The 20,737-nt window shown below is 38.2% G+C and carries 29 protein-coding genes and 1 other RNA gene; 26 read left to right on the top strand and 4 right to left on the bottom strand.

What is annotated here, in order from left to right:
• The first annotated feature begins 46 nt into the window (after positions 1–46).
• From P7D84_RS12310 to ffs, 10 genes are all read left to right on the top strand, one after another.
• Entirely contained in the window at positions 47–1,726 is a 1,680-nt protein-coding gene (locus P7D84_RS12310; RefSeq protein WP_311800664.1) for a ribonuclease J, read from the top strand.
• A 123-nt stretch (positions 1,727–1,849) separates the two neighbouring features.
• Complete coding sequence (locus P7D84_RS12305) at positions 1,850–2,056, top strand: hypothetical protein (RefSeq protein WP_311800662.1); 207 nt, start codon at positions 1,850–1,852, stop codon at positions 2,054–2,056.
• A 91-nt stretch (positions 2,057–2,147) separates the two neighbouring features.
• A complete protein-coding gene (locus tag P7D84_RS12300; RefSeq protein ID WP_311806609.1) occupies positions 2,148–3,587 on the top strand; it encodes an MFS transporter in 1,440 nt (479 codons plus the stop codon).
• 124 nt (positions 3,588–3,711) lie between these two features.
• The gene (locus tag P7D84_RS12295) at positions 3,712–5,043 is read left to right on the top strand and encodes a DRTGG domain-containing protein (protein ID WP_311800660.1); all 1,332 of its coding nucleotides are present in this window, start codon (positions 3,712–3,714) and stop codon (positions 5,041–5,043) included.
• Between the two features lie 14 nt (positions 5,044–5,057).
• A complete protein-coding gene (locus P7D84_RS12290; protein ID WP_311806608.1) occupies positions 5,058–6,008 on the top strand; it encodes a DHH family phosphoesterase in 951 nt (316 codons plus the stop codon).
• 108 nt (positions 6,009–6,116) lie between these two features.
• Positions 6,117–6,440, top strand: coding sequence for a zinc ribbon domain-containing protein YjdM (locus tag P7D84_RS12285; RefSeq protein WP_311806607.1), 324 nt, complete (start codon positions 6,117–6,119; stop codon positions 6,438–6,440).
• Between the two features lie 120 nt (positions 6,441–6,560).
• Complete coding sequence (locus tag P7D84_RS12280; protein WP_311801512.1) at positions 6,561–7,271, top strand: zinc metallopeptidase; 711 nt, start codon at positions 6,561–6,563, stop codon at positions 7,269–7,271.
• A gap of 171 nt (positions 7,272–7,442) precedes the next feature.
• Complete coding sequence (locus P7D84_RS12275) at positions 7,443–7,778, top strand: hypothetical protein (RefSeq protein WP_311800656.1); 336 nt, start codon at positions 7,443–7,445, stop codon at positions 7,776–7,778.
• A 135-nt stretch (positions 7,779–7,913) separates the two neighbouring features.
• Complete coding sequence (gene tadA / locus P7D84_RS12270; RefSeq protein WP_311800655.1) at positions 7,914–8,417, top strand: tRNA adenosine(34) deaminase TadA; 504 nt, start codon at positions 7,914–7,916, stop codon at positions 8,415–8,417.
• Between the two features lie 27 nt (positions 8,418–8,444).
• Positions 8,445–8,527, top strand: an RNA gene (gene ffs / locus P7D84_RS12265) — signal recognition particle sRNA small type.
• A 74-nt stretch (positions 8,528–8,601) separates the two neighbouring features.
• Here ffs and P7D84_RS12260 read toward each other — a convergent pair.
• The 3 genes from P7D84_RS12260 to P7D84_RS12250 form a co-directional block, all read right to left on the bottom strand.
• Positions 8,602–9,738 carry a tyrosine-type recombinase/integrase gene (locus P7D84_RS12260; RefSeq protein WP_311806606.1) on the bottom strand — a complete coding sequence of 379 codons (1,137 nt, stop codon included), beginning with the start codon at positions 9,736–9,738 and terminating at the stop codon, positions 8,602–8,604.
• Positions 9,739–9,853: 115 nt separating this feature from the next.
• Positions 9,854–10,585 carry an SHOCT domain-containing protein gene (locus P7D84_RS12255; RefSeq protein ID WP_311806605.1) on the bottom strand — a complete coding sequence of 244 codons (732 nt, stop codon included), beginning with the start codon at positions 10,583–10,585 and terminating at the stop codon, positions 9,854–9,856.
• Between the two features lie 83 nt (positions 10,586–10,668).
• Entirely contained in the window at positions 10,669–11,307 is a 639-nt protein-coding gene (locus P7D84_RS12250; protein ID WP_142482319.1) for a LexA family protein, read from the bottom strand.
• Between the two features lie 155 nt (positions 11,308–11,462).
• Here P7D84_RS12250 and P7D84_RS12245 point away from each other — a divergent pair, with 155 nt between their 5' ends.
• The 4 genes from P7D84_RS12245 to P7D84_RS12230 all read left to right on the top strand — a co-directional run bounded on the left by P7D84_RS12245 (position 11,463) and on the right by P7D84_RS12230 (position 12,547).
• Positions 11,463–11,693, top strand: coding sequence for a helix-turn-helix domain-containing protein (locus tag P7D84_RS12245; RefSeq protein WP_311806604.1), 231 nt, complete (start codon positions 11,463–11,465; stop codon positions 11,691–11,693).
• 173 nt (positions 11,694–11,866) lie between these two features.
• The gene (locus tag P7D84_RS12240) at positions 11,867–12,112 is read left to right on the top strand and encodes a hypothetical protein (protein ID WP_311806603.1); all 246 of its coding nucleotides are present in this window, start codon (positions 11,867–11,869) and stop codon (positions 12,110–12,112) included.
• A gap of 13 nt (positions 12,113–12,125) precedes the next feature.
• Positions 12,126–12,326, top strand: coding sequence for a hypothetical protein (locus P7D84_RS12235; RefSeq protein WP_311806602.1), 201 nt, complete (start codon positions 12,126–12,128; stop codon positions 12,324–12,326).
• Entirely contained in the window at positions 12,323–12,547 is a 225-nt protein-coding gene (locus tag P7D84_RS12230; protein WP_311806601.1) for a hypothetical protein, read from the top strand. The genes P7D84_RS12235 and P7D84_RS12230 overlap by 4 nt, the downstream gene beginning before the upstream one ends.
• 15 nt (positions 12,548–12,562) lie before the next feature.
• On the opposite strand, the gene P7D84_RS12225 is transcribed toward P7D84_RS12230, so the two are convergent.
• Entirely contained in the window at positions 12,563–12,940 is a 378-nt protein-coding gene (locus P7D84_RS12225) for a hypothetical protein (protein WP_090402275.1), read from the bottom strand.
• Between the two features lie 77 nt (positions 12,941–13,017).
• Here P7D84_RS12225 and P7D84_RS12220 point away from each other — a divergent pair, with 77 nt between their 5' ends.
• From P7D84_RS12220 to P7D84_RS12165, 12 genes are all read left to right on the top strand, one after another.
• Entirely contained in the window at positions 13,018–13,170 is a 153-nt protein-coding gene (locus P7D84_RS12220) for a hypothetical protein (RefSeq protein ID WP_311806600.1), read from the top strand.
• Between the two features lie 85 nt (positions 13,171–13,255).
• Positions 13,256–13,453, top strand: a complete 198-nt coding sequence (locus P7D84_RS12215; protein ID WP_311806599.1) for a hypothetical protein — start codon at positions 13,256–13,258, stop codon at positions 13,451–13,453.
• A 57-nt stretch (positions 13,454–13,510) separates the two neighbouring features.
• Positions 13,511–13,858: a YqaI family protein gene (locus P7D84_RS12210; RefSeq protein WP_311806598.1), complete on the top strand. Its 348-nt coding sequence runs from the start codon at positions 13,511–13,513 to the stop codon at positions 13,856–13,858.
• On the top strand, positions 13,833–14,306 hold the full coding sequence (locus P7D84_RS12205) for a siphovirus Gp157 family protein (protein ID WP_376716927.1): 474 nt from the start codon (positions 13,833–13,835) through the stop codon (positions 14,304–14,306). The genes P7D84_RS12210 and P7D84_RS12205 overlap by 26 nt, the downstream gene beginning before the upstream one ends.
• Positions 14,307–15,059 carry an AAA family ATPase gene (locus P7D84_RS12200; protein ID WP_311806596.1) on the top strand — a complete coding sequence of 251 codons (753 nt, stop codon included), beginning with the start codon at positions 14,307–14,309 and terminating at the stop codon, positions 15,057–15,059.
• Positions 14,989–16,509: a DEAD/DEAH box helicase gene (locus P7D84_RS12195; protein ID WP_311806595.1), complete on the top strand. Its 1,521-nt coding sequence runs from the start codon at positions 14,989–14,991 to the stop codon at positions 16,507–16,509. The genes P7D84_RS12200 and P7D84_RS12195 overlap by 71 nt, the downstream gene beginning before the upstream one ends.
• A gap of 16 nt (positions 16,510–16,525) precedes the next feature.
• Positions 16,526–17,038: a DUF669 domain-containing protein gene (locus P7D84_RS12190; protein WP_311806594.1), complete on the top strand. Its 513-nt coding sequence runs from the start codon at positions 16,526–16,528 to the stop codon at positions 17,036–17,038.
• On the top strand, positions 17,038–19,374 hold the full coding sequence (locus P7D84_RS12185; protein WP_311806593.1) for a phage/plasmid primase, P4 family: 2,337 nt from the start codon (positions 17,038–17,040) through the stop codon (positions 19,372–19,374). Before P7D84_RS12190 ends, P7D84_RS12185 begins: the two co-directional genes overlap by 1 nt.
• Before the next feature lie 283 nt (positions 19,375–19,657).
• Entirely contained in the window at positions 19,658–19,972 is a 315-nt protein-coding gene (locus tag P7D84_RS12180; protein ID WP_311806592.1) for a VRR-NUC domain-containing protein, read from the top strand.
• Between the two features lie 20 nt (positions 19,973–19,992).
• Positions 19,993–20,235 (top strand): hypothetical protein, encoded by a 243-nt coding sequence (locus P7D84_RS12175; RefSeq protein ID WP_311806591.1) that lies wholly within the window; start codon positions 19,993–19,995, stop codon positions 20,233–20,235.
• Positions 20,235–20,426 carry a hypothetical protein gene (locus P7D84_RS12170; RefSeq protein WP_311806590.1) on the top strand — a complete coding sequence of 64 codons (192 nt, stop codon included), beginning with the start codon at positions 20,235–20,237 and terminating at the stop codon, positions 20,424–20,426. The genes P7D84_RS12175 and P7D84_RS12170 overlap by 1 nt, the downstream gene beginning before the upstream one ends.
• 38 nt (positions 20,427–20,464) lie before the next feature.
• The gene (locus P7D84_RS12165) at positions 20,465–20,695 is read left to right on the top strand and encodes a hypothetical protein (RefSeq protein ID WP_311806589.1); all 231 of its coding nucleotides are present in this window, start codon (positions 20,465–20,467) and stop codon (positions 20,693–20,695) included.
• The last annotated feature ends 42 nt before the right edge of the window (positions 20,696–20,737 follow it).

The following is a 20,737-nucleotide window of genomic DNA, read 5'->3' as shown; positions in this document are numbered from 1 at the left end:
TGAGTAAGCTGAAATAATAAATAAATAAACTAGAGAGGTGGATATTTTGAGTACAGTCAAAATAATTCCTTTCAGCGGCGTACGTGAAAATGGTAAAAATATGTACGTGGTTGAAGTGGATAATGATATTTTTGTCCTCGATTGTGGACTGAAGTATCCAGAAAATGAATTACTGGGAATCGATGTTGTGATTCCTGATTTTACCTATTTAATTGAAAATGCAGATCGTGTGGCAGGTGTTTTCTTAACTCATGGTCATGCGGATGCAATCGGTGCGTTGCCTTATTTAGTGTCTGAAGTAGCAGTACCTGTCTTTGGTACGGAACTGACCGTGGAATTGGCAAAATTAAATGTCAGTCAAAACGAAGAGAGCAAAAACTTCAAAGACTTTCATGTAATCGATGAACATACAGAGATCGATTTTGGTACAGCAGTCATCAGTTTCTTCCGCACGACTCATACGATTCCTGATTCTGTGGGGATCAGCTTGAAAACAGAGGAAGGCAGCGTTGTTTATACTGGAGATTTCAAATTCGATCCTACAGCGATTCCAATGTATGCTACCAATTATCGTCGTCTAGCTGAAATTGGTTCAGAAGGAGTTTTGGCGTTATTGAGTTCGTCATCTAATGCGGAAAATCCAATCCAAGTGGCTGCGGAACGAGAAATTGCTAGTGAAGTATACGATACAATCAATGAATGGAACGGACGGATTATTGTAGCTTCAGTAGCAAGTAATTTACAACGAATCCAACAGATCTTGAATGCAGCAAAAGAGGCAGGACGCAAAGTCGTACTAACTGGACAAGATGTAGACCGAATCATTAAAACAGCTATGCGATTGAAAAAGTTAGAAGTTCCAGAAGATATTTTGATTACGATCAAAGAGATGAAAAATTATCAACCAGAAGAATTGATCGTTTTGGAAACTGGCCGAATGGGCGAACCTATTAAATCATTGCAAAAAATGGCCAATCGCTCTCATCGCAATTTGAGAATTGAAGATGGCGATTTAGTTTACATCACGACTACACCAACAATCGCAATGGAGACCACTGTAGCAAAAACAGAGGATATGATTTATCGAGCTGGCGGTATCGTGAAGAGCATCTCTGAGAATTTACGTGTTTCAGGTCATGCTAATCCACGTGATCTGCAATTGATGATGAATTTTATGTCACCAGACTATTTTATTCCTGTACAAGGAGAATATCGTCAATTAGCTGCACATGCTAGTTTAGCCAATGAATTGGGAATGCCGTTTAAAAATATCTTCATCACTGGTCGCGGTGATGTGTTGGAATACAAAAACAAACACATGAGTGCGGCAGGAAGTGTACCGGCAGATAACATCATGATTGATGGTATCGGTGTTGGCGACATCGGCAATATCGTGCTACGTGACCGCAAAGTTCTTTCTGATGACGGCATCTTTGTAGTCGTTGTGACGATTGACCGTAAATTGAAAAAGATTGTGTCTGCACCACAAATTACGTCACGCGGATTTGTCTATATTAAAGCGAGTCGTGATTTGATCAAAGAAAGTGCAGAGATGACTAGCGAGATTGTAGAAAAACATTTACATGCTGATGATTTTGAATGGAGCAAATTGAAACAAGACATTCGTGATCAATTAAGCCGCCATCTATTTGAACAAACTAAGCGTCGTCCCGTGATTTTACCAGTAATAATGGAAGCCAATCAACGTCGTGGTCGCCGTAAATAGTCACAATTGTAACTTCTTTAGCCATTTTTTGGTTAAAGAAGTTTTTTTGATACTTAACACTCTATTTTTTCGTTAAAAAGGAGTATGATTGAGGTGGAGTAAATTGTAGAGAGGGCTGGTCATATGTTGGAAAAACCATTAAAGTGTCCAAATTGCGACACACATTTTTACGTTGAAGAGATATTGAACGTTCAAGAGCATCCGAAAGAAGCAATGCCGGTTGAGTGCCCAAATTGTCACCATGTCTATGAGAAACGAATTACAAATGGCTACTTCATGACTTTTGAAGATCGTGAAGTTGGAAAATATGACAAAGAAACGGGAGAATAATCTCTCGTTTTTTTTATTTTGGTTTGCTTTTTTTAAAGAGTTTCCTTTAAAATAGCTATGGTTCATTTTTTTAGCGGAAGGAAGGCTTTTAATGAAAACTTATCAAGAGGATCCAGTGGTTCAAAAGAATCGTTGGTGGATTTTAGTATCAGTAGCGATGTTCACGTTTATGTCCACTTTAGATTCTAGTATTGTAAATATTGCTCTACCGACGATCTCAAATGATCTGGCAGTGCCGATGAACAAAGCTGAATGGGTCGTATCTATTTATTTGATGGTCGTTTGTGCTTGTTTGTTACTTTTTGGAAAAGTCGGTGACAGTTTTGGAAAGATTAAAGTGTATCGTATCGGGACGGTGATATTCACTTTAGGTTCTTTATTGTGCGGCTTCAACCACTCGCTAGCGATGTTGCTTTTTGGCCGTGTAATCCAAGGAATCGGTGCCAGTATGACGATGGCGACCAATACAGGTATTACGACAGAAGTTTTTCCTATGAGTGAGCGAGGAAGAGCATTGGGAGCAATCGGAGCATTTGTTTCCTTAGGTTCAATCGCTGGACCTGGTATCGGGGGGTTAATCTTAGCCCATTTTTCTTGGTCTTATATTTTCTGGATCAATGTGCCAGTTGGGATTTTGACGATTTTAATCGGGGAGAAATTTTTACCCAATGATATTACGATGTCTAAAAAGAAAATCGATTGGCTTGGTTTTGTTACATTTGCTATAACCATTATGAGTTTTTTCGGCTCAGTTTTCATCGGACAAGAAGTCGGTTATCTTCAGATAGCCCCAATTAGTCTATTGATCATTGCAGTGGTCTTTTTTGCAGCATTTATCCGAGTGGAAAAAAAGAAAGCAGATCCATTGTTAGTGTTTAGTATTTTAAAAAATAAGATGTTCACTATGAGTTTGATCACGGCACTCTTGATTTTTTCAGCAAACTTTTTCGTAAATGTCGTGATGCCATTTTATTTACAAAATGCCCGAGGATTGACTGCTAGTTATGCGGGCTTGTTGATGATGGTCTTTCCATTTTTAATGGTAATTGGTTCACCGTTAAGCGGCTATTTGACAGATCAGGTCGGGCCGCAGAAATTAGTTTTGATCGGTTTAGCAATGTTATCAGTTACTCAGCTGATGTATATCTTTATGGATCAAACAAGTCCCATCTGGTATTATGTGTTGGCGACAGCAATCATGGGGATGGGAAATGCCTTGTTCCAATCACCTAATAATACAATCGTCATGAGCAGCGTAGAAAAGGAAAACCTTGGAGTAGCTGGCAGCATGAATTCATTTGCCCGCAATTTAGGCATGGTGATCGGTATTGCGCTGTCTACGACGATTTTGTATAGCGGAATGAGTGCGTCATATGGGCAACGAGTAACTACTTACGTTGCAAGTCGGCCAGATATCTTTATTTTTGGAATGCGTGTGACCTTTATCGCCTCATTAGTGATTTGTATCATTGCGTTGCTGCTTTCATTTAGCCGTTTTAGAAAAAAAGCAGTGGATGAGACTGTTTATTAGTACAAAAGAAGTTGATTGTTCCTTAGTTGGTAACGGTTGACTTCTTTTTTTTGAAGCACTCTGTTATACTAGTTTTGCTAAACTGTACTACTATAATAGATAAATTTTATAGCGGGAGGAAATTATGGCGACAAAACACGATCTGATATTAGAACATATTGAAAACCTGCCAGTCGGAGAACGGATCTCTGTCCGCAGTATTGCCAAGAATTTACGGGTCAGTGAAGGAACGGCTTATCGTGCGATCAAAGATGCAGAAAATATTGGTTTAGTTTCAACGATTCAACGAGTTGGGACGATCCGAATCGAACGGAAACTGAAAAAAAATATTGAACGTCTGACTTTTGGTGAAGTTGTTCGAATCATTGAAGGCGAAGTATTGGGCGGTTCGAACGGATTAGATAAGGATTTAAATAAATTTGTTATCGGTGCCATGACTGTCGAAGCGATGCGGCGATACATCACACCGGGTTCTTTGCTGATTATAGGAAATCGCGAAGGTGCACAGAAATTGGCTTTGCAAGATGGTGCGGCAGTTTTGATTACCGGTGGATTTGATACGACGCCGGAAATCGCGCAGTTAGCTGATGAGTTAGCATTGCCTGTATTAAGTACGACCTATGATTCGTTTACTGTTGCGACGATGATCAATCGAGCCTTGAGTGACCAGTTGATTAAAAAAGACATCATGCAAGTCAGTGATATTTATATGCCGTTAGAAAAGACGATTTATTTACAAGCGGGCGATACTATCGCGAGCTATCATCGTCTTTCGGAAAAGACGGGACATTCACGTTTCCCAGTTGTAAATAAAAGTATGCGTGTACTAGGTGTTGTGACGGCAAAAGATGTGTTAGGCAAAGCTGAAAGTCAAATGATCGACCGAGTCATGACCCGTGATCCAAATATTGTAAAACAAAGCATGAGTGTTGCTTCAGTCAGCCACCAAATGATTTGGGATGGACTTGAAATGATGCCGGTAGTTAAAGACGATCTTTCCTTAGTAGGGATGGTCAGTCGGCAAGATGTGATGAAAGCCATGCAGCTGGTTCAGCGCCAGCCTCAGATGTCTAATACGATCTCTGATCAGATTATCGGGGACATCGTGACAATTGAAACGGATCGAGACGACAATCCGTTGGAAAATCCGTACTTTAAATTTGAAGTTACTCCCCAAATGGTCAATGGTGTTGGGACGATTTCTTTTGGTGTGTTGAGTGAAATTGTTGGGAATGTAGCGCAACGAAGTATTTTAATGGACCAACGGCGCAATACATTGATTGAGCAAATGAACTTGCATTATTTAAGGCTGATTCAATTAGAAAGTGAGATTGAGATTCATTCCAAAACACTGGAACTAGGTCGACGCTCAGCGAAAGTTGACTTAGAAGTTTACATTGATAATGTGATTGTGGCTAAAGCAATCGTGGTCTGCCAAGTAATGGAGCGTTCTTAGAAAGAGGAATTTATATGTCGATAACAGAAGAAATTTTACAAATGATCAAACAATATGATCGGATTATCATCCATCGCCATATGCGACCGGATCCTGATGCATTAGGTTCACAATGTGGACTAGCTGAAATCTTACGAGCAACATTTCCAGAAAAAACAATTTATCAAGTGGGTGGTCCGGTAGAAGGATTGTCTTTTTTAGCTGAAATGGACGAGATTGCCGATGAGTGCTATCAAGGCGCCTTAGTCATTGTGACGGATACGGCCAATTCACCGCGAATCAGTGATGAGCGCTATACATTAGGCGATAAATTAATCAAAATCGATCATCATCCCAATGACGATCCGTATGGTGATTTATTATGGGTTAATACCAAAGCCAGCAGCTGCAGTGAGATCATTGCTGATTTAGCCTTTAGTGAAAATTTGGTCGTAACAAAAAATGCGGCGCGCTTGTTGTATGGCGGTATAGTAGGAGATACGGGTCGTTTCTTATATCCGGCTACGACTGCCCACACGTTGCAAGTTGCTGCGAAATTATTAGACTATGGTTTTGACGCTTCAAAGCTAAACCGTACACTTGATCAAATCTCATTGGATGTGGCAAAACTTTCAGGGTATCTTTATCAAAATCTGCAAATTGATGAACACGGTGCAGGTTTTGTCGTTTTGGATCAAGCAATCTTAAAGAAATATGGAATCAAAGATTCTGATACAGCGGCGCTTGTTCCATTACCAGGTACGATCGATGTTGTGTTGGCGTGGGCTGTTTTTGTGGAACAACCAGAAGGGTATTATCGGGTGCGGCTTCGTTCTAAAGGGCCGGTTATCAATGAAGTTGCAAAACGATATCATGGTGGCGGTCATCCGCTAGCTAGCGGTGCAAATGCAAAAGACCAAGTGATGTGCCAAGAGATTTATCAAGAAATTCAAAAACTTTGTGCCGAGTATCAAAAGCAGCACTAAATACTACAGCCGATGACTCTGTCATTGGCTTTTTTAATCAGGCTTTTCAAATGGAACGATTTCCGCTAAACTAAATGTTTAGAAAAATAAGTTTATTGGAGGAAAATTATGCCAAATTGCCCAATGTGTCAATCAGAATATACGTATGAAGATCGTGGATTGTTCGTATGTCCAGAATGCGGTCATGAATGGTCAGAAACTGAGGTCGCAACTGAGGAATTTATCGTCAAAGCCAGTAATGGCAACCAATTACAAGACGGAGACAGTGTAACGGTAATCAAGGATCTAAAAGTTAAAGGGGCTTCTGGAGCCATCAAACAAGGGACAAAGGTCAAAAATATTCGTTTAGTTGATAGTGATCATAATATTGATTGCAAAGTTGATGGATTTGGTCCAATGAAATTAAAATCTGAATTTGTTAAGAAGTTATAAGTCAGAAAGATTCTTAGAGTTGTTTTCATAAAAAATTCATGGATTTCATGCTAAACTAAAGAGAGGAAACTGTTTGCTTCAAAACAGTATTGAATTATTTTTTATTAGAGGAGAATGTCTATGTATGGGTATGGATCATTTTATAATTTTTTAGATCCCACGTTTCTATTAGTTATCGCTGGGTTAGTGATCTCAGGACTCGCTTCTGCCTATGTCAACTCGACATTTCGCAAGTATGATGAATTTCGCAGCAGTAGAGGTGTTACAGGAACGCAGGCGGCTGAATATATTTTGCACAGTCAAGGTATCCATGATGTCGGGGTCCAAAAAATTGCAGGCGACCTAACGGATAATTACAATAGCGGCAACAAAATGTTGAGTTTATCAGAAGCAACAGCACAATCTACATCAGTAGCAGCCATCGGTGTAGCAGCCCATGAATGCGGACATGCCGTACAAGATGCCAAAAATTACATCCCATTGAGATTGCGAGCAGCGATCGTACCTGTTGCAAATATCGGTTCGACGCTATCCTTTCCATTGATCATGTTAGGAGTCATTATGAGCTGGAACCAAATGCTGATCAATATCGGAATCTTAGCTTTTTCATTGGCATTGCTTTTCCAACTTGTCACACTGCCTGTCGAATTTGATGCATCAAGACGTGCGTTGAGCATTTTACGTGAAGGTAATTTATTATCAGAAGATGAATTAGCAGGTGCACGAAAGGTTCTTTTTGCAGCGGCGTTGACCTATGTAGCAGCGGCATTGGCGACATTCTTGCAATTGTTGCGTTTGATTTTGTTATTTGGTAATCGAAACCGTGACTAAAAAACCGACGAATCGTCGGTTTTTTATTTGGTAAACTGGTTGTTACCAAAGCAAGTCGGGTTTTTGATAGTTCTTATTATTGATAAATTTCAGAATATGGTATCATTAGATAAAGGATGTCCGACTAATTTTTAAAGGAAATTAGCGCATTTACGAGAAGGAGCTGATACCATGAAAAGATCGACCAAAGTAAAAATTGGAGTAGGTGTCATAGTTGCAGCTAGTACAGCGACAGCCGTAGTAGCTTCTGGAAAACTAATCGAAAAAGCCCGTCATGTCTCGAATCGTTGCAAAGTCAAACGTTTTGTCAGCGACAAGTTTGACGGTAGTGAATCACTGTTAGCAATCGTTGATAAACTTTCAGATGAAGATTTAGACAACATCATGAACATTTTAGACAAGATCAAAAGCGGCAAAAAACGTGTATCTGTCTATGGCGACTCTATCAAAGACACGACCGAAGATTTGAAAGCGCGTCTGTTGGATTTTGTGGATCATTTAATGTAAAAGATGTGCCAGGGATGGCGCATCTTTTTTATGTTTTCTAAAACAGATCAATTTTTTTGTGATCAATAAGCTATTTTTTTTAGGAAAAATGTATGCTAAAGTAGGCTAATCAATAATTCGCAAGTGAGGGAAGTAATGGAACGTGAGAGTCGGCTAACGGAAGAAGAAAAACTATTTTTTATGCAAGAGGCAATCAATGAAGCAAAAAAAGCAGAAAAAATTGCGGAAGTTCCTATCGGAGCAATCGTAGTCTGTCAAGGTGTGATCATTGGGCGAGGGCATAATTTGCGCGAACATAGTCAAGATGCAACAAGTCATGCAGAGATGTTTGCTATCCGAGAAGCATGTCAACAGTTGAATAATTGGCGTTTGGAAGACTGTCAGCTCTTTGTTACGTTGGAACCTTGTCCAATGTGCAGTGGCGGGATGCTCTTATCACGAGTAGCAGAAGTTTATTTTGGCGCATACGATCCAAAAGGCGGGACGGCAGGAACATTAATGAATTTGTTGACAGACGAGCGTTTCAATCACCGAGCGTATGTTGAAGGCGGTATTTTGGAAACAGAATGTGGCGCGTTATTGACGGATTTTTTCCGCGAATTACGGGCAAAGAAAAAAAAGGCTAGCCAAAACGAGTAGAGTTTGTTATACTAATTTTTGCCGAAAGGCAGGACAATGTCGGGCCTATGAATTGTGTCAGATCTGGAAGGAAGCAGCACTAAGTAGGATCCGGCATGTGTCTTTTATAAACCGCGTAACAGCAAGCCTGAGAGCTTGCTTTTTTATTTGCTAAAAACCAAAAGGGGCAGAAAAGGGGCAAAGTTCATTTGCCTTTAGCATTAAGTTTTTCAACAATACTAGCCTTTGTTTTCTTGGTTACATGAGTGTAGATTTTCATTGTTGTTTCCATGTCGGAGTGTCCTACACGTTCCATGATCGCTTTTACAGGTATGTTCAATTCAGCAAGTAGCGAGATGTGAGAATGTCTAAAAATATGGCTAGACATTTTCTTTTTGATAGCATCTTTACCAAGCTTGTCATTCATAGTCTTTAGTGAGTTATTGAATGCGTTGATTTGAATCGGCTTGCCAGTCTTACCAATAAAGAGATAAGGAGTTTTACCCTTGAATTTTAACTTATTCTCCAAAATCAATTCATCGAGTATCTCAATCGCTCGATTAGATAGATCAATTTCACGATACGATGCTAGGGTCTTAGGCATCTCTTTTTTTGCATTTTTATAGCCCTCCGAATAATCTAACGTACCAATCACCTTTATAGTTTGGCTATTCGGATCGTAATCATCAATTGTGAGGCTTATAGCTTCGCCTGCACGCAGTCCAGTTAAATACATGAACTCAGCTAACCTTCCGTGATGGACGCTCTGAAACGTGCTGTAATAGACGTTTAATAGCTTGTTGATTTCTTCTTCTTCTAAATACTTATCTTCCACTCTTTCATAAGTTTCTTTTGTTAAAGCTGGTTTAGGAACTTTCGTCCTACTAATAGGATTAATTTTGATCATTTCCATATCGACTGCATAATCAAGCGCCATTTTTAGCACACTTCGAAACTTCTTCTTATATTCATAAGATTGGGTTAACTCGTTTAGGAAATCTTGATAAAACTTTGTATCTGTATTACGTACCACTGCTTCAGTGTTAATGTTCTTTCGTATGTATTTTAAAAGCTTTTCATAATTAACTCGCGATGACTGACGAATAGAAACCTTATGCTGATTCCACCACGCATCTAATAGCTCGCCAAGTGTAATCTTGATTTGATTCTTTTCTTCGATCTTCTTATCAATTTTTTCTTGAAGCTCCACAGTTGCTTGCTTCTTAGCTTGATTAGATTTACTGTTAAGTGTGATTGAAACTTTTCTGCTTTTTTCTGTGTATGGGTCAATGTATCGTTCAGAATATTTATATTTCCCGTTCGGTAATTCTTCAATCCACATGTTTATTCAACTCCTATTTTTTGATATAATAGGCACAGTAAAATAAGCCTATTGTATAGGTAATTTATGTGACCACATCCACTCAATCTTTGGTCTGGGAGAGGGGATGTGTTTTTTATAGGTTTAGTAATTCTTTTTTCTTAGCATCGAATTCCTCTTGCGAAATAATTCCTTCGTCAAGCAACTCTTTAAATTTACGAATCTCATCTGCTGAAGTAGTAGGTTGTTCTTTTTGCACACTTGTAGAACTGACTAATTCATCATGCCTATCTACTTCTAATTTAGAAACAATATAATCAAAGCCAGCCATAGTTTCTTTTGCCTTCATTAACACTTTTTCGTATTTTTTGTCTTTTTCTTGTTTCTTCTTGATGTAGTCTAAAGTTACTGACTGAGGAGTTCTGTTCTTAAAGGTAACCATGATTTTCAAAGAATCAACATGATTTCTTTGTTTCTTTTTCTTTGTAACTCCTCCTAAAACAGCACCGACGCCGCCAGCAAGGACGCCACCGACAACAGCCCGTCCAATTCCTAATCCACCACTCATAACAGAGCTGCCGTTTTCCAAAAGCTCATAGCTATTTAATTCATCGAATGTATAGACATTGAGTTTAACTCGAAATAATTTTTTAACAGAATCAATTTCAACTTCGCCGTATCTATTAGTAGACTTGAAATAACGAGCCGGTTTCTTTGCAATAGCTTCGTCTGGAGTCATTTTGGTAAAACCAACAAATTCTTCAAGTTCATCTGAAGACAGTTCTTTATTATTTTGAACCATATTTTCTAATGATGATTGTCTGGCGATGTCCTTTGCGCCTGATTTTACAGAATCCCAAAATCCCATTTTTTATAGCCCCTTTTCTGATATAATATAGTTGTCGATCTCAGAAACGAGGTCCTTAGTCCGTGTTCGCAGCACGGGCTTTTTTAGTATTTTCTTTTACTAGGATTCGCCATGTCCCATACAACTTTACCTTCTATATAAACTTCCTCAAGTTCATAAGGATTGGTAATCATGATCGAATGCTCTTTTTCATCATATGAATCGGGTTCTAAAACAACTCCCGTCTTAAGTCTGTAGAAGCGCTTAACAGTATATTCTGTTCCGTTGAGCCTAACAGCTGCTACATCACCATTACAAACCTGCTCATCAGGGTCTATGAGAATATATTGTCCGTCTGGGAATAGTTTGTTCATAGAATTGCCTGTAATTTCTAATAATTTCGAATTTGGATGTTTCAAACCTATATTCAACGGGATTTCTACATCCTCTGGTATCTCGTAGCTTTCAAGAGGTCGTCCTGCTACTATTTTTCCAACAAGAGGACGAACCATTGTTTTACCAGTCATCGACATGAGCTCTTCTCCTATTAAAAAAGAGTAATCAAGGTCTAATGCTTTAGCGGCTGTTAAAATCTTGTTTTCTGGGAAAGGAATCTCGTGCGAGGCATATCTGGATATAGTAGAGCGATTAACGCCTAATTTTTTTCCAAGTTCTTCTTGAGATATTTTTCTCGTTTTTCTGTATTTCTCGATTAAGTCAGCTATTTCACTGTTTTTTCTCAATTTTTATCACCTCTCGAAAACATGTTCGTATCAACGATCCTAGTATAACAAACGTGCGCACAACGCAACAAGCAAAATTATTTATTATTTTATGTTGCGTCTGCGCACGTTTACTGTTATTATTCTTTATGTAACAGAGAGGAGGTTAACAGAACGTGTTATTTGACTATAATGCTTTAAAAGAAGCAAGAAAAAACGAAGGCAAGACAAAAGCTGATGTAGCTGAATATTTAAACATTGCTCCGAGTTCTTATTCTAGAAAAGAAGATGGTATTATGGCATTCGATGTACGAGAATTAGCGTTAGTAATGGAGTTTTTGAAGATTCCTAAAACACGAAGAGGAGATTTTTTTTTACAAGAAAACGTGCATAAAAGAAACAAATAGAGAATCGATTCGTGCGTAAAAGAAACTTATCCACAGGCTGCAATAGAAAAATAAGAAATTGATGAGAAAAAATAAAATAACGGATTCACTTTGTGGATAACTAAAAGCTTAAATAATGTTGATTTGGCAGAAAACTAATTTAGTTAATTAAATAACGCAAAGGAGGATAAATAATGACTGAAAAAATAGCCTTGGCAGAAACCATCAAATTGCCTCAATTATCAATGCCAAAGGATGAAGCGATAAAATATTTCGGATTCGAAGGACATGAGTCTACATTCCAAAGATTGTTAGCAGAATTCAAAGTACATCCTGATTACAAAAAAGGTTATCGAGCACCGACATACAAAATTGTGCTGATAAACATCAATCTGTTTGATCAATTTTTGGATTGGAAGGACAAAAATAAATTTAAATAGAGGAGGTGACAGCATGAATAATATACCAGTAAATATTGTCATTAGAGGAGTGGAAGCTTTAGAAAGCATAGCAAATAGCCTTAGCACTTTGGCAGAAGATACTAAGGCGAGTAAAGAGTTAAAAGAAACTCTTATTATAAACGTTAATGATATGCAAAAAGCAATTGAAAAATTACAAAGTGATCCTTTTGGATTAGAGGGGAAAATAAAATGAACAAAAAAATTATAGATGATTTTTCAACATGTAGAAATGACGTAGAGAAATTAATTGATGAATTAATTAACGAAACGCTCGCGATATTTGATTCTTACGAAGAAGCGATACAAGCTATTCGACAACTTAAATATAATCTAACTGGTCCTATCGGATGTTTGATTATTGAAGAATCCATCAAAAAAATTGAGAGCATTGCATTGAAAAAGGCCACTAAATAAATAGTGACCAGATGCTTATTCATCTTTCAAAGATTTGTAATACGTTCGGATCATCTCATCAACAATTACATGTTGCGCTTGATAATTATTGTATTCACTAGACATCCAACTGGTATTACTGTCATTTTCTTCAAAAACGTTTTTCATTTCATGGAATGTCCGTTCCCAAAATGAAATCAAAGAGAGCAATTCTGTATGTTGCTGTTCCGGCTTGATTTTTAAAAACAAATCTAATTTGTCTTTTAAAGAGTTTACTTCAGCAAGGCGGAATTCACCCAATTGTATTCTTTTGTCGGAGTTATCCATAAGATCTTCAAACAAAAATTTAGTTTTTTCGGCTAAGTCGGATTCTAAATTGATAAGTTCTCCAACAAAATATTTTTCATCATCCATATTTTTCACCACCTTGTCAGTTATTTCAGCAGACCACTTGCTGATAAGAAAATTATACAACAGAAAGGAAGTTGACAATGAAACAAATTAATCTAGCAACAACAATCATGTGCATGTTAGCCGTGCCGGTCATTTCAAGCTACAACATAATTTTTGCTTACGGATATATCGGTATCTTTTTACTAGCGATCGGATGGGAACAAAAAAAGCCAACCGAGGAGGCTGACTAGATGAGTAGAAAAGAAAAAATATTAATCGTTGTTTTGAGTATTGTAGCTTCGCTGGTGACTAATTTGATTTTAAGGGGGTGAAGGTGTGGAAGATTTTAACGAAACATTTGCTGTCATGTATATCAGAGATGATCAATACTATCCGGTTGCATTGTCAGAAGAACAACTGATTGTGATTCAAACATTTATGAAGAGTTTGTTTGCTAGAACTGGGAACGGGAAGCTAAATCTAATAAATCAACCGTTTGGAAAACCAACGAATTTATTCACAAAAAAAGACTAGCCCCGTCTACCAAACTAAGCTAGTCAAACAAATACCTTATAGGAGGAATTATACCACATGACCATTAGAGATTCACTAGGTGTGCCGCAAGAACCTGATTATGACGAACCAATTTTAAAAGACGTTTACGGTGATGATGTTTATAAAAACGACACTGTTTACTTAAATTTTGAAGGCATTGTGCTAGAAAAAAATTTGGAACGCTACTCAAAAGAGTACGTGGACGAATTAACAGCAGGCGAAGCAAACGAAGAACTGCGAGAAGTGATGTTGCCTAGCGAGTATTCAGAAATAATTAAAGAAGCATTGCTAACGTGGATTATTAACAACGGTTATGCCGATTATTTCGGATTACAGCCGAAGAGAGGAGAAGATGTTATTGAAACTTTACGAATTAACGAATAATTACCGCAAGGTTGCTGAAATGGAAGATTTAGATTCAGAAACGTTAAGGGACACTCTGGATTCAATCAGCGATGAGATCGAAAACAAAGTGATCAATATCGGTTTCATCATAAAAGAAAAGAAAGCAGATATTAAAGCGATTCAAGATGCAATGAAAGAACTAGCAGAGAAAAAGCAGAGCATAGAAAAGTCAATTGATAGTTTGCAATGTTATGCATATGATTCTATGAAATTAACTGGTGTTAACAAAGCCAAGACCCCACTACTGAGTATATGGATTCAGAATAACCAGCCTTCTGTAAACGTGACGGATGAAAGTATGATTCCTAAAAGCTTTTTTATAGAACAAGAACCAAAGCTGGACAAAAAACAACTTAAAGAAGAATTGAAACACGGTGAGATTCCAGGCGCTGAGTTAGTGCAAACTGAAAGTTTGAGGATTAGATAAATGAATATAAAAAAAGCAACCGACCTTCGCAAAGACAAAGACTGGCGCATTATGATTTATGCAAAGCCTGGAACGGGTAAGACTTCATTAGTTAACCATTTAAAAGGCAAAACTTTAATTTTAGATATGGATGACTCAACAAAAGTTTTGGCAGGTTTGCCTAATGTAGAAATTATTGAATTTGACAGAGTTCACCCACATGAGTTTATTACTGAATTTATCAAAGAAGCACCGCAATTAGTAAAAAACTATGACAATCTCGTGATTGATAATATTTCGAGTTTTGAAAAAGACTGGTTTGTAGAACGGGGACGAACATCTAAAAATGGAATTTCTAATGAGATTCAGGACTACTCACAATGGACGAACTATTTTGCTCGCATCATGACAACAATCTACCTCTTAAAGAATATCAATATTTTAGTAACAGCGTGGGAAAACCAGCGAGAGATTACTACAGAGCGTGGTCAAACATTCAATCAATACGCGCCGCAAATCAGAGATAGCGTCCGTGATAATTTAATGGGTCTAACAGATATCGTTGGACGAATGATTATCAATCCAGATACTGGAAATCGAGGGATTATCTTAGAAGGTAATGATGCGGTGTATGCAAAAAATAGATTGGATCAACGAAAAGCAACGCCGGCAGAAGAATTATTTCTGATTGGTGGTGAATCAGATGTTTCAACTGAGACCGTATCAAAACCAGCTAGTGGCAGAAGCGAGAAATCATCTAGCGACGGGGATTAAGGGTGTACTTATTCAATCTCCGCCTGGCAGTGGAAAATCAGTAGTAATCGCTGAAATTGTCCGTCTTGCGACAAAAAAAGGTGGTAAGGTGCTGTTTCTGGCACACAGAAGGGAACTACTCGATAACATCGTTGAAACACTTAACGATAACGATGTGGACTTATCGAAAGTGATTGTGTTGTCAGCAGTGATGGCAAAGAACCGTTTATCTACTCTCCCACCGCTCTCTTTGATTGTCACTGATGAGGGACACCACGGAAAAGCCAAAACGTATATGGATATTTACGGACATTTTAAAGACGTGCCACGGTTAGGTTTTACAGCCACACCATATCGATTGAACGGCGAAGGGTTTAAAGACATCTATGATGAAATGGTCGAAGGCCCAACTATTCAGTGGTTGATTGATCATCACAATTTAGCGCCTTATCGATGGTTTTCTATACCGCTGATTGATCGAGCGAAAGTCGATTTTAAAAATATGACGAGAGAGGCGGAATCATCCGCAAAGCTCTTTGAGTCTGACGCAACGATTCAAGGCGATATCATCGGAAACTACAAAAAATACGCTAATGGGAAACAAGCGATTGTTTATGCCCCAACGATTGAAGTGAGCAAACTCATCGTTAGATGGTTCAATCAAGAAGGTATTTATGCGGTACACGCTGACGGAAAGACTCCTACGAAAGAACGTGATCAAATCACGGCTGATTTTAAAGCAAAGAAAATCACGATTTTATCCAATGTTGATTTGATTTCAGAGGGGTTCAATGTACCTGATGTAGGAGTGATCATTCTATGCCGACCAACGCAATCAATCGTTCTTCATCTACAGCAGTCTATGCGTGGTATGAGGTATCGTCCTGATAAAACATCTATCATTTTGGACCATGTGGGTAACGGAGCTAATTTAGGATTACCGGCCGATGAGTTTGAATGGTCCATTGAAGGCCGAAAGAAAAAGTCGTCAAGTAGCAGCGGACCGCCGAAAATGATTTGCCCTACATGTGGACAACAATTTCTTTTAAAGAGTCTTTTAAAAATTGGTGACAAGCCCCATTGTCCATTTTGCTTACAAGAAATCGAGATGAAAGAAAAAGAATCATCAGTAACTTTTGATGAAACGGTTGAAATGATTGAGCTGGATGCAGAAAAAGCAAAGATTGCTAGATTATCCAAAAAGAAGTTTTCGACTAAACAGTCGTTAGAATTTAACTATGCGATTGCTAAGGCAAAAGTTAAAATGGCTGGCAAAGGAAATCCATTATTTAAAATGTTTGGGTCCTTAACTGCCTATCGTAAAAAGGAATACGCATTAGATACGCTTGAAGAGTTTTCAATGCTCTGCAACGTATCGATGGAAAAAGTTTTAAAGGCCTACGACTGGGCTTATAAAAAATCTTTAGAAAAACCAGAAATGCCCGAATGGGCGAAAAACACATTTTACTAAGAAAGAGGTATAAAAAATGGGATTTAAAGTAGATTACAACGAAGCACAAGAATTTGGGAACGTAGCAGATGGAGATTATGAAGTAGTGATTTTTAATGTCACTGAAGAAGCAACGAAAAGCGGAGCGGAAAATATTAATTTTGATATGGTAATCCGTAATGATATTGATCAAAAGTATAAGAATAGCCACCTTTTCCATAAAGTATGGAAAGCGAAAGAAACTGGTAAATACAATCGAGGGGCTGTAATGGCTCTAGCGAAAAACTTTGGTTTACCTGATGGAAAAAATTATGATTCATTTGATAAATTTTTAGAAGATTTTGCTCTTCGGACAGCTAAAGTGCGTGTGAAAAATGAACAATCTGAATATAACGGGAAAACGTACGACAATACGAATATTAAGAAATTTGGCCCTAGCGAATATCCAGATCTGCAACACCAATGGAAGAAAAAGGAATCCTCACAAACAGATTTTGGGCGCGACAACAGTTCGTCATTTAATATCACAGACGATGATCTGCCATTCTAATGAGTAATTACGAACGCATTCCCTCAGAACTCCGTGAATTAAATCAGTGGGGGATTTATAAGCGTGAGTGGGATGAGGATAGACAGAAATGGAAGAAAAAACCGCACAATCCTTTTAACGGAAAACTCGGTAGCAGTACAAACGAGAGTACATGGTCTGATTTTCAGACCGCCCTTGATGCTATCAATAAATTTAAAGCAGATGGATTGGCATTCTATTTCAAACCGCCATACATTGGGATTGATTTAGATGATATTCCTGACGATTTAGAACGGTATCTACAAGGTGATATCGAAAACAACTTAGTTTATGTGTTTATGAATTCAACTAAAACCTATTCGGAAATATCAATGTCAGGTAAGGGGATCCATATTATCGGAAAGGCTAAAATCCCTGGAGAGCGTAGAAGAAAAAAGAATGTAGAAATGTACACAGATGGTCGATTTTTCGCTATCACTGGAAACTTTTTTGGTAATAACAACGAAGTGAATGAAATTCCAAAAACTCAAATGGACTTTCTTTATAAGCGTTATTTAGAGAATGATAACGTGATTACTCACGATTTTTCAAAACCAAATTGGGATGACGGGAATGATTTGTCTGTAGATGAAATTGTTCAAACTGCACTTAATTCATCTACAGGACGTCGATTCAAAATGTTTATGGATGGCGGTTGGGAAAAAGTCTATTCTAGCCAATCAGAGGCAGATTTAGCTTTTGCCAACGATTTAGCCTTCTGGACCGCTGGTGACTTTCAAAAGATGGACGAAATATTCCGAATGTCTGCAATGATGCGAGAAAAGTATGATCAGAAACGCGGAAAAACGACGTATGGAATCGGGATATTAAATAAAGCAATCTCAGAAAATACGAACCACTACACTGGTAAAAAAACAGCAGATGATTACTTTTTATCGATACCAGGCATTACTACAGAAGAAAAAGAAAAGCCTTCAAGATTTTATTCTTATGACGATACTGGGAATTCTGAACGATATCTTGATTTGTTTGGAACGTTAACCAAATACAGCTATGTCAATAAGTGTTGGTACTTCTACAACGGGAAGAATTGGGAACAAGACAATATCGGGGCGATCCGTAAATGGGTAGATCAATCGATTGACGTTCTTAAAAATGAACCAGTTTCTGTTCCTAAAGATGCTACAGAAGATGAGAAAAAAGCGTACATGGAAGCGAAGGCTAAACATGTTAAACGTTCGCGAAATAACGCTGGTAAAGAGGCAATGACGAGGGAGTTAAAACACAATGTAGCAGTTCTTCCAGAAGAATTCGATAGTGACGATATGCTTTTTAACACCCAAAACGGATATCTTGATTTATCAAATGGCATTTTAAATGACCATGATATTTCTAAAATGTTTACTCGGATTTCTAACGCTGAGTACACCGACAAAGATGAGTGTTCTCGTTGGGAATTATTTTTGAATCAAATTTTTGATGGGAATACAGAGTTAATCCGCTACATTCAAAAAGCAGTCGGCTATTCAATGACTGCATCAGTTAAAGAGCAAGTGATGTTTATTCTATTTGGAAATGGTCGAAATGGTAAATCTGTCTTTTTGGATATTATCGCAGAAATTATGGGAAGCTACGCAATGGGAATGCAAGCGTCGAGTTTAATGGTAAAACAGGGCGGCAGTAGCGGACACAATGAAGATATTGCGCGGCTAGATGGTGCACGTCTAGTAACCAGTAGCGAGCCAAACGAAGGTGTTCGTTTAGACGAAGGACTGATTAAACAGCTAACTGGTGGTGATAAAGTTTCTGCAAGTTTTAAAGGCGGGCACATGTTCGATTATAAACCTAAGTATAAAATTTGGTTGGCCACGAATCATAAACCGATTATTCGAGGGAATGATGATGGCATTTGGCGACGATTGCCATTGATACCATTCACTGTTCAAATTCCACTCGATAAAGTCGATAAGACTCTAAAAGAAAAATTGATGCGTGAGTTACCCGGCATTATGAATTGGGCTGTCGAGGGCTGCCTAGCGTGGCAGAGAGAGGGGCTGAATCCTCCGGCGGATATCCAAAAAGCTACGATGGAATATCGACAAGAGATGGACGTTATTGGAAGCTTCATTGAACAATGTTGCGAAACAGGACCTGGTTATTCAATCGGGGCAACGGAATTGTTCAAGGCCTATGATAAGTGGGCAAAAGAAATGAATGAACATGACTTTACGCAGACTCAGTTCGGCAAAAAGATATCTGACAAATTTACTAAAGAGAAAAAAGGCAAAGTTAGATATTTAGGAATCGGTTTAAAAAAAGCGTACAAGGAATTTTCATCAAGTGTACCTGGGCTATAAAACGTGGACAGTTTGGACAGTTTTGGACAGTTTTTGTTAAACTGTCCAACTCGAATTAAGGTTGATACAAAAGCATTTCTAGACAGTTGTTGGACAGTTGGACAGTTTATATATAGTAAGAGTAAATATTTAAAAAATAAGAATATATATAAAATACAGAAGCGACTCGAAAAAACTGTCCAACTGTCCATAATTTGGTGGAACGCTTAGAGCCACAAGGGATAGCGGATTTTCAAACTGTCCACATTTTGGAGTAACTGTCCATAAATTTTTGGAGGTATGCATGACAGCAGAAATTGATATTCAAAACGCAATCAGAAGAGAATTGCCAAAATACGGGCATTTCATTTATCGAGGAAATGTTGGCAAAGTAAAAACTATTGATGGTCGATGGTTTGATACAGGGTTACCAAAAGGCTGGCCGGATCTGTTCGGTTGGACAAAAGAAGGTAAGTTTTTTCTGATCGAAGTCAAAAACGAAAAAGGAAAATTACGACCTGACCAATTACGATTCGGTGAATTTTTAAAAAACCAGCCAGTTTTATATGGTGTTGCACGATCTGTGGAGGACGCTTTGCGGATTGTAAACAAGAAATAAAAATATTGCAGGTGAAGAAAATGAAAACAATTAATATTTTCGGCGAATACGTCGAAGGGAAAGAAGTAGAGTATACGGATCAGCCGTACAAAAATATCATCATTGTAGAAGACCGCAAAGGCGACACGCATGTCGTTCATCGTGACACTGTGGATGTTAAGCACAAACGGACTAGAAGTCGGGCAGGCGTCAAGTTTGACCTGCTAGCGTGTCAGGCAAATGGTCGCAAGGGACCTGTTAGAAAATGGAGGCGGATTGGTTGATGCCAAAGAAAAAAATTCGTGAAATAGCTGCCTCATACGGCTATCAGCGGCTTAGAAATTATCGGCAGTGGGATAGTGTGCACTTTTCGGCAGAGGTCAATGGCATTGTGATTTTGGTGAACATTGAGTCTGGCGAGCTGTACGAAAGAAATCCGTTTACTAAAAAGTTGATGAAGCAGAAGGTACGTTAGCTGGGGCTATCACGGAGGAAAAGAAAGAAGGAGATTTAATGACGGTAGAAGATTTATTACTAATTATCGGAGATGAACATCAGGTAAGAGTGAAAAATGAACAAGGAAAAAACGTCACTTATAGTGCTGGATGTTTACCAACAAATTACTTTAATAAAAGCATAGTAGAGGCTCACATTTTAGGTAATTCAGATTACTTGGAAATGTATGACGAAGACAGTCCAGAAAGATTAGGGGAAGAAATCATAATTGAACTAATTTTAAAATAATCAACTAACGGAGGACTTAGAGGAGGAATACTTAAATGAGTA

It is taken from the genome of Enterococcus dongliensis (assembly GCF_031927985.1).
Lineage (GTDB): Bacteria > Bacillota > Bacilli > Lactobacillales > Enterococcaceae > Enterococcus_A > Enterococcus_A dongliensis.
Note: the sequence above shows the minus strand (reverse complement) of the source record. Positions and strands in the feature narration are given on the sequence as shown.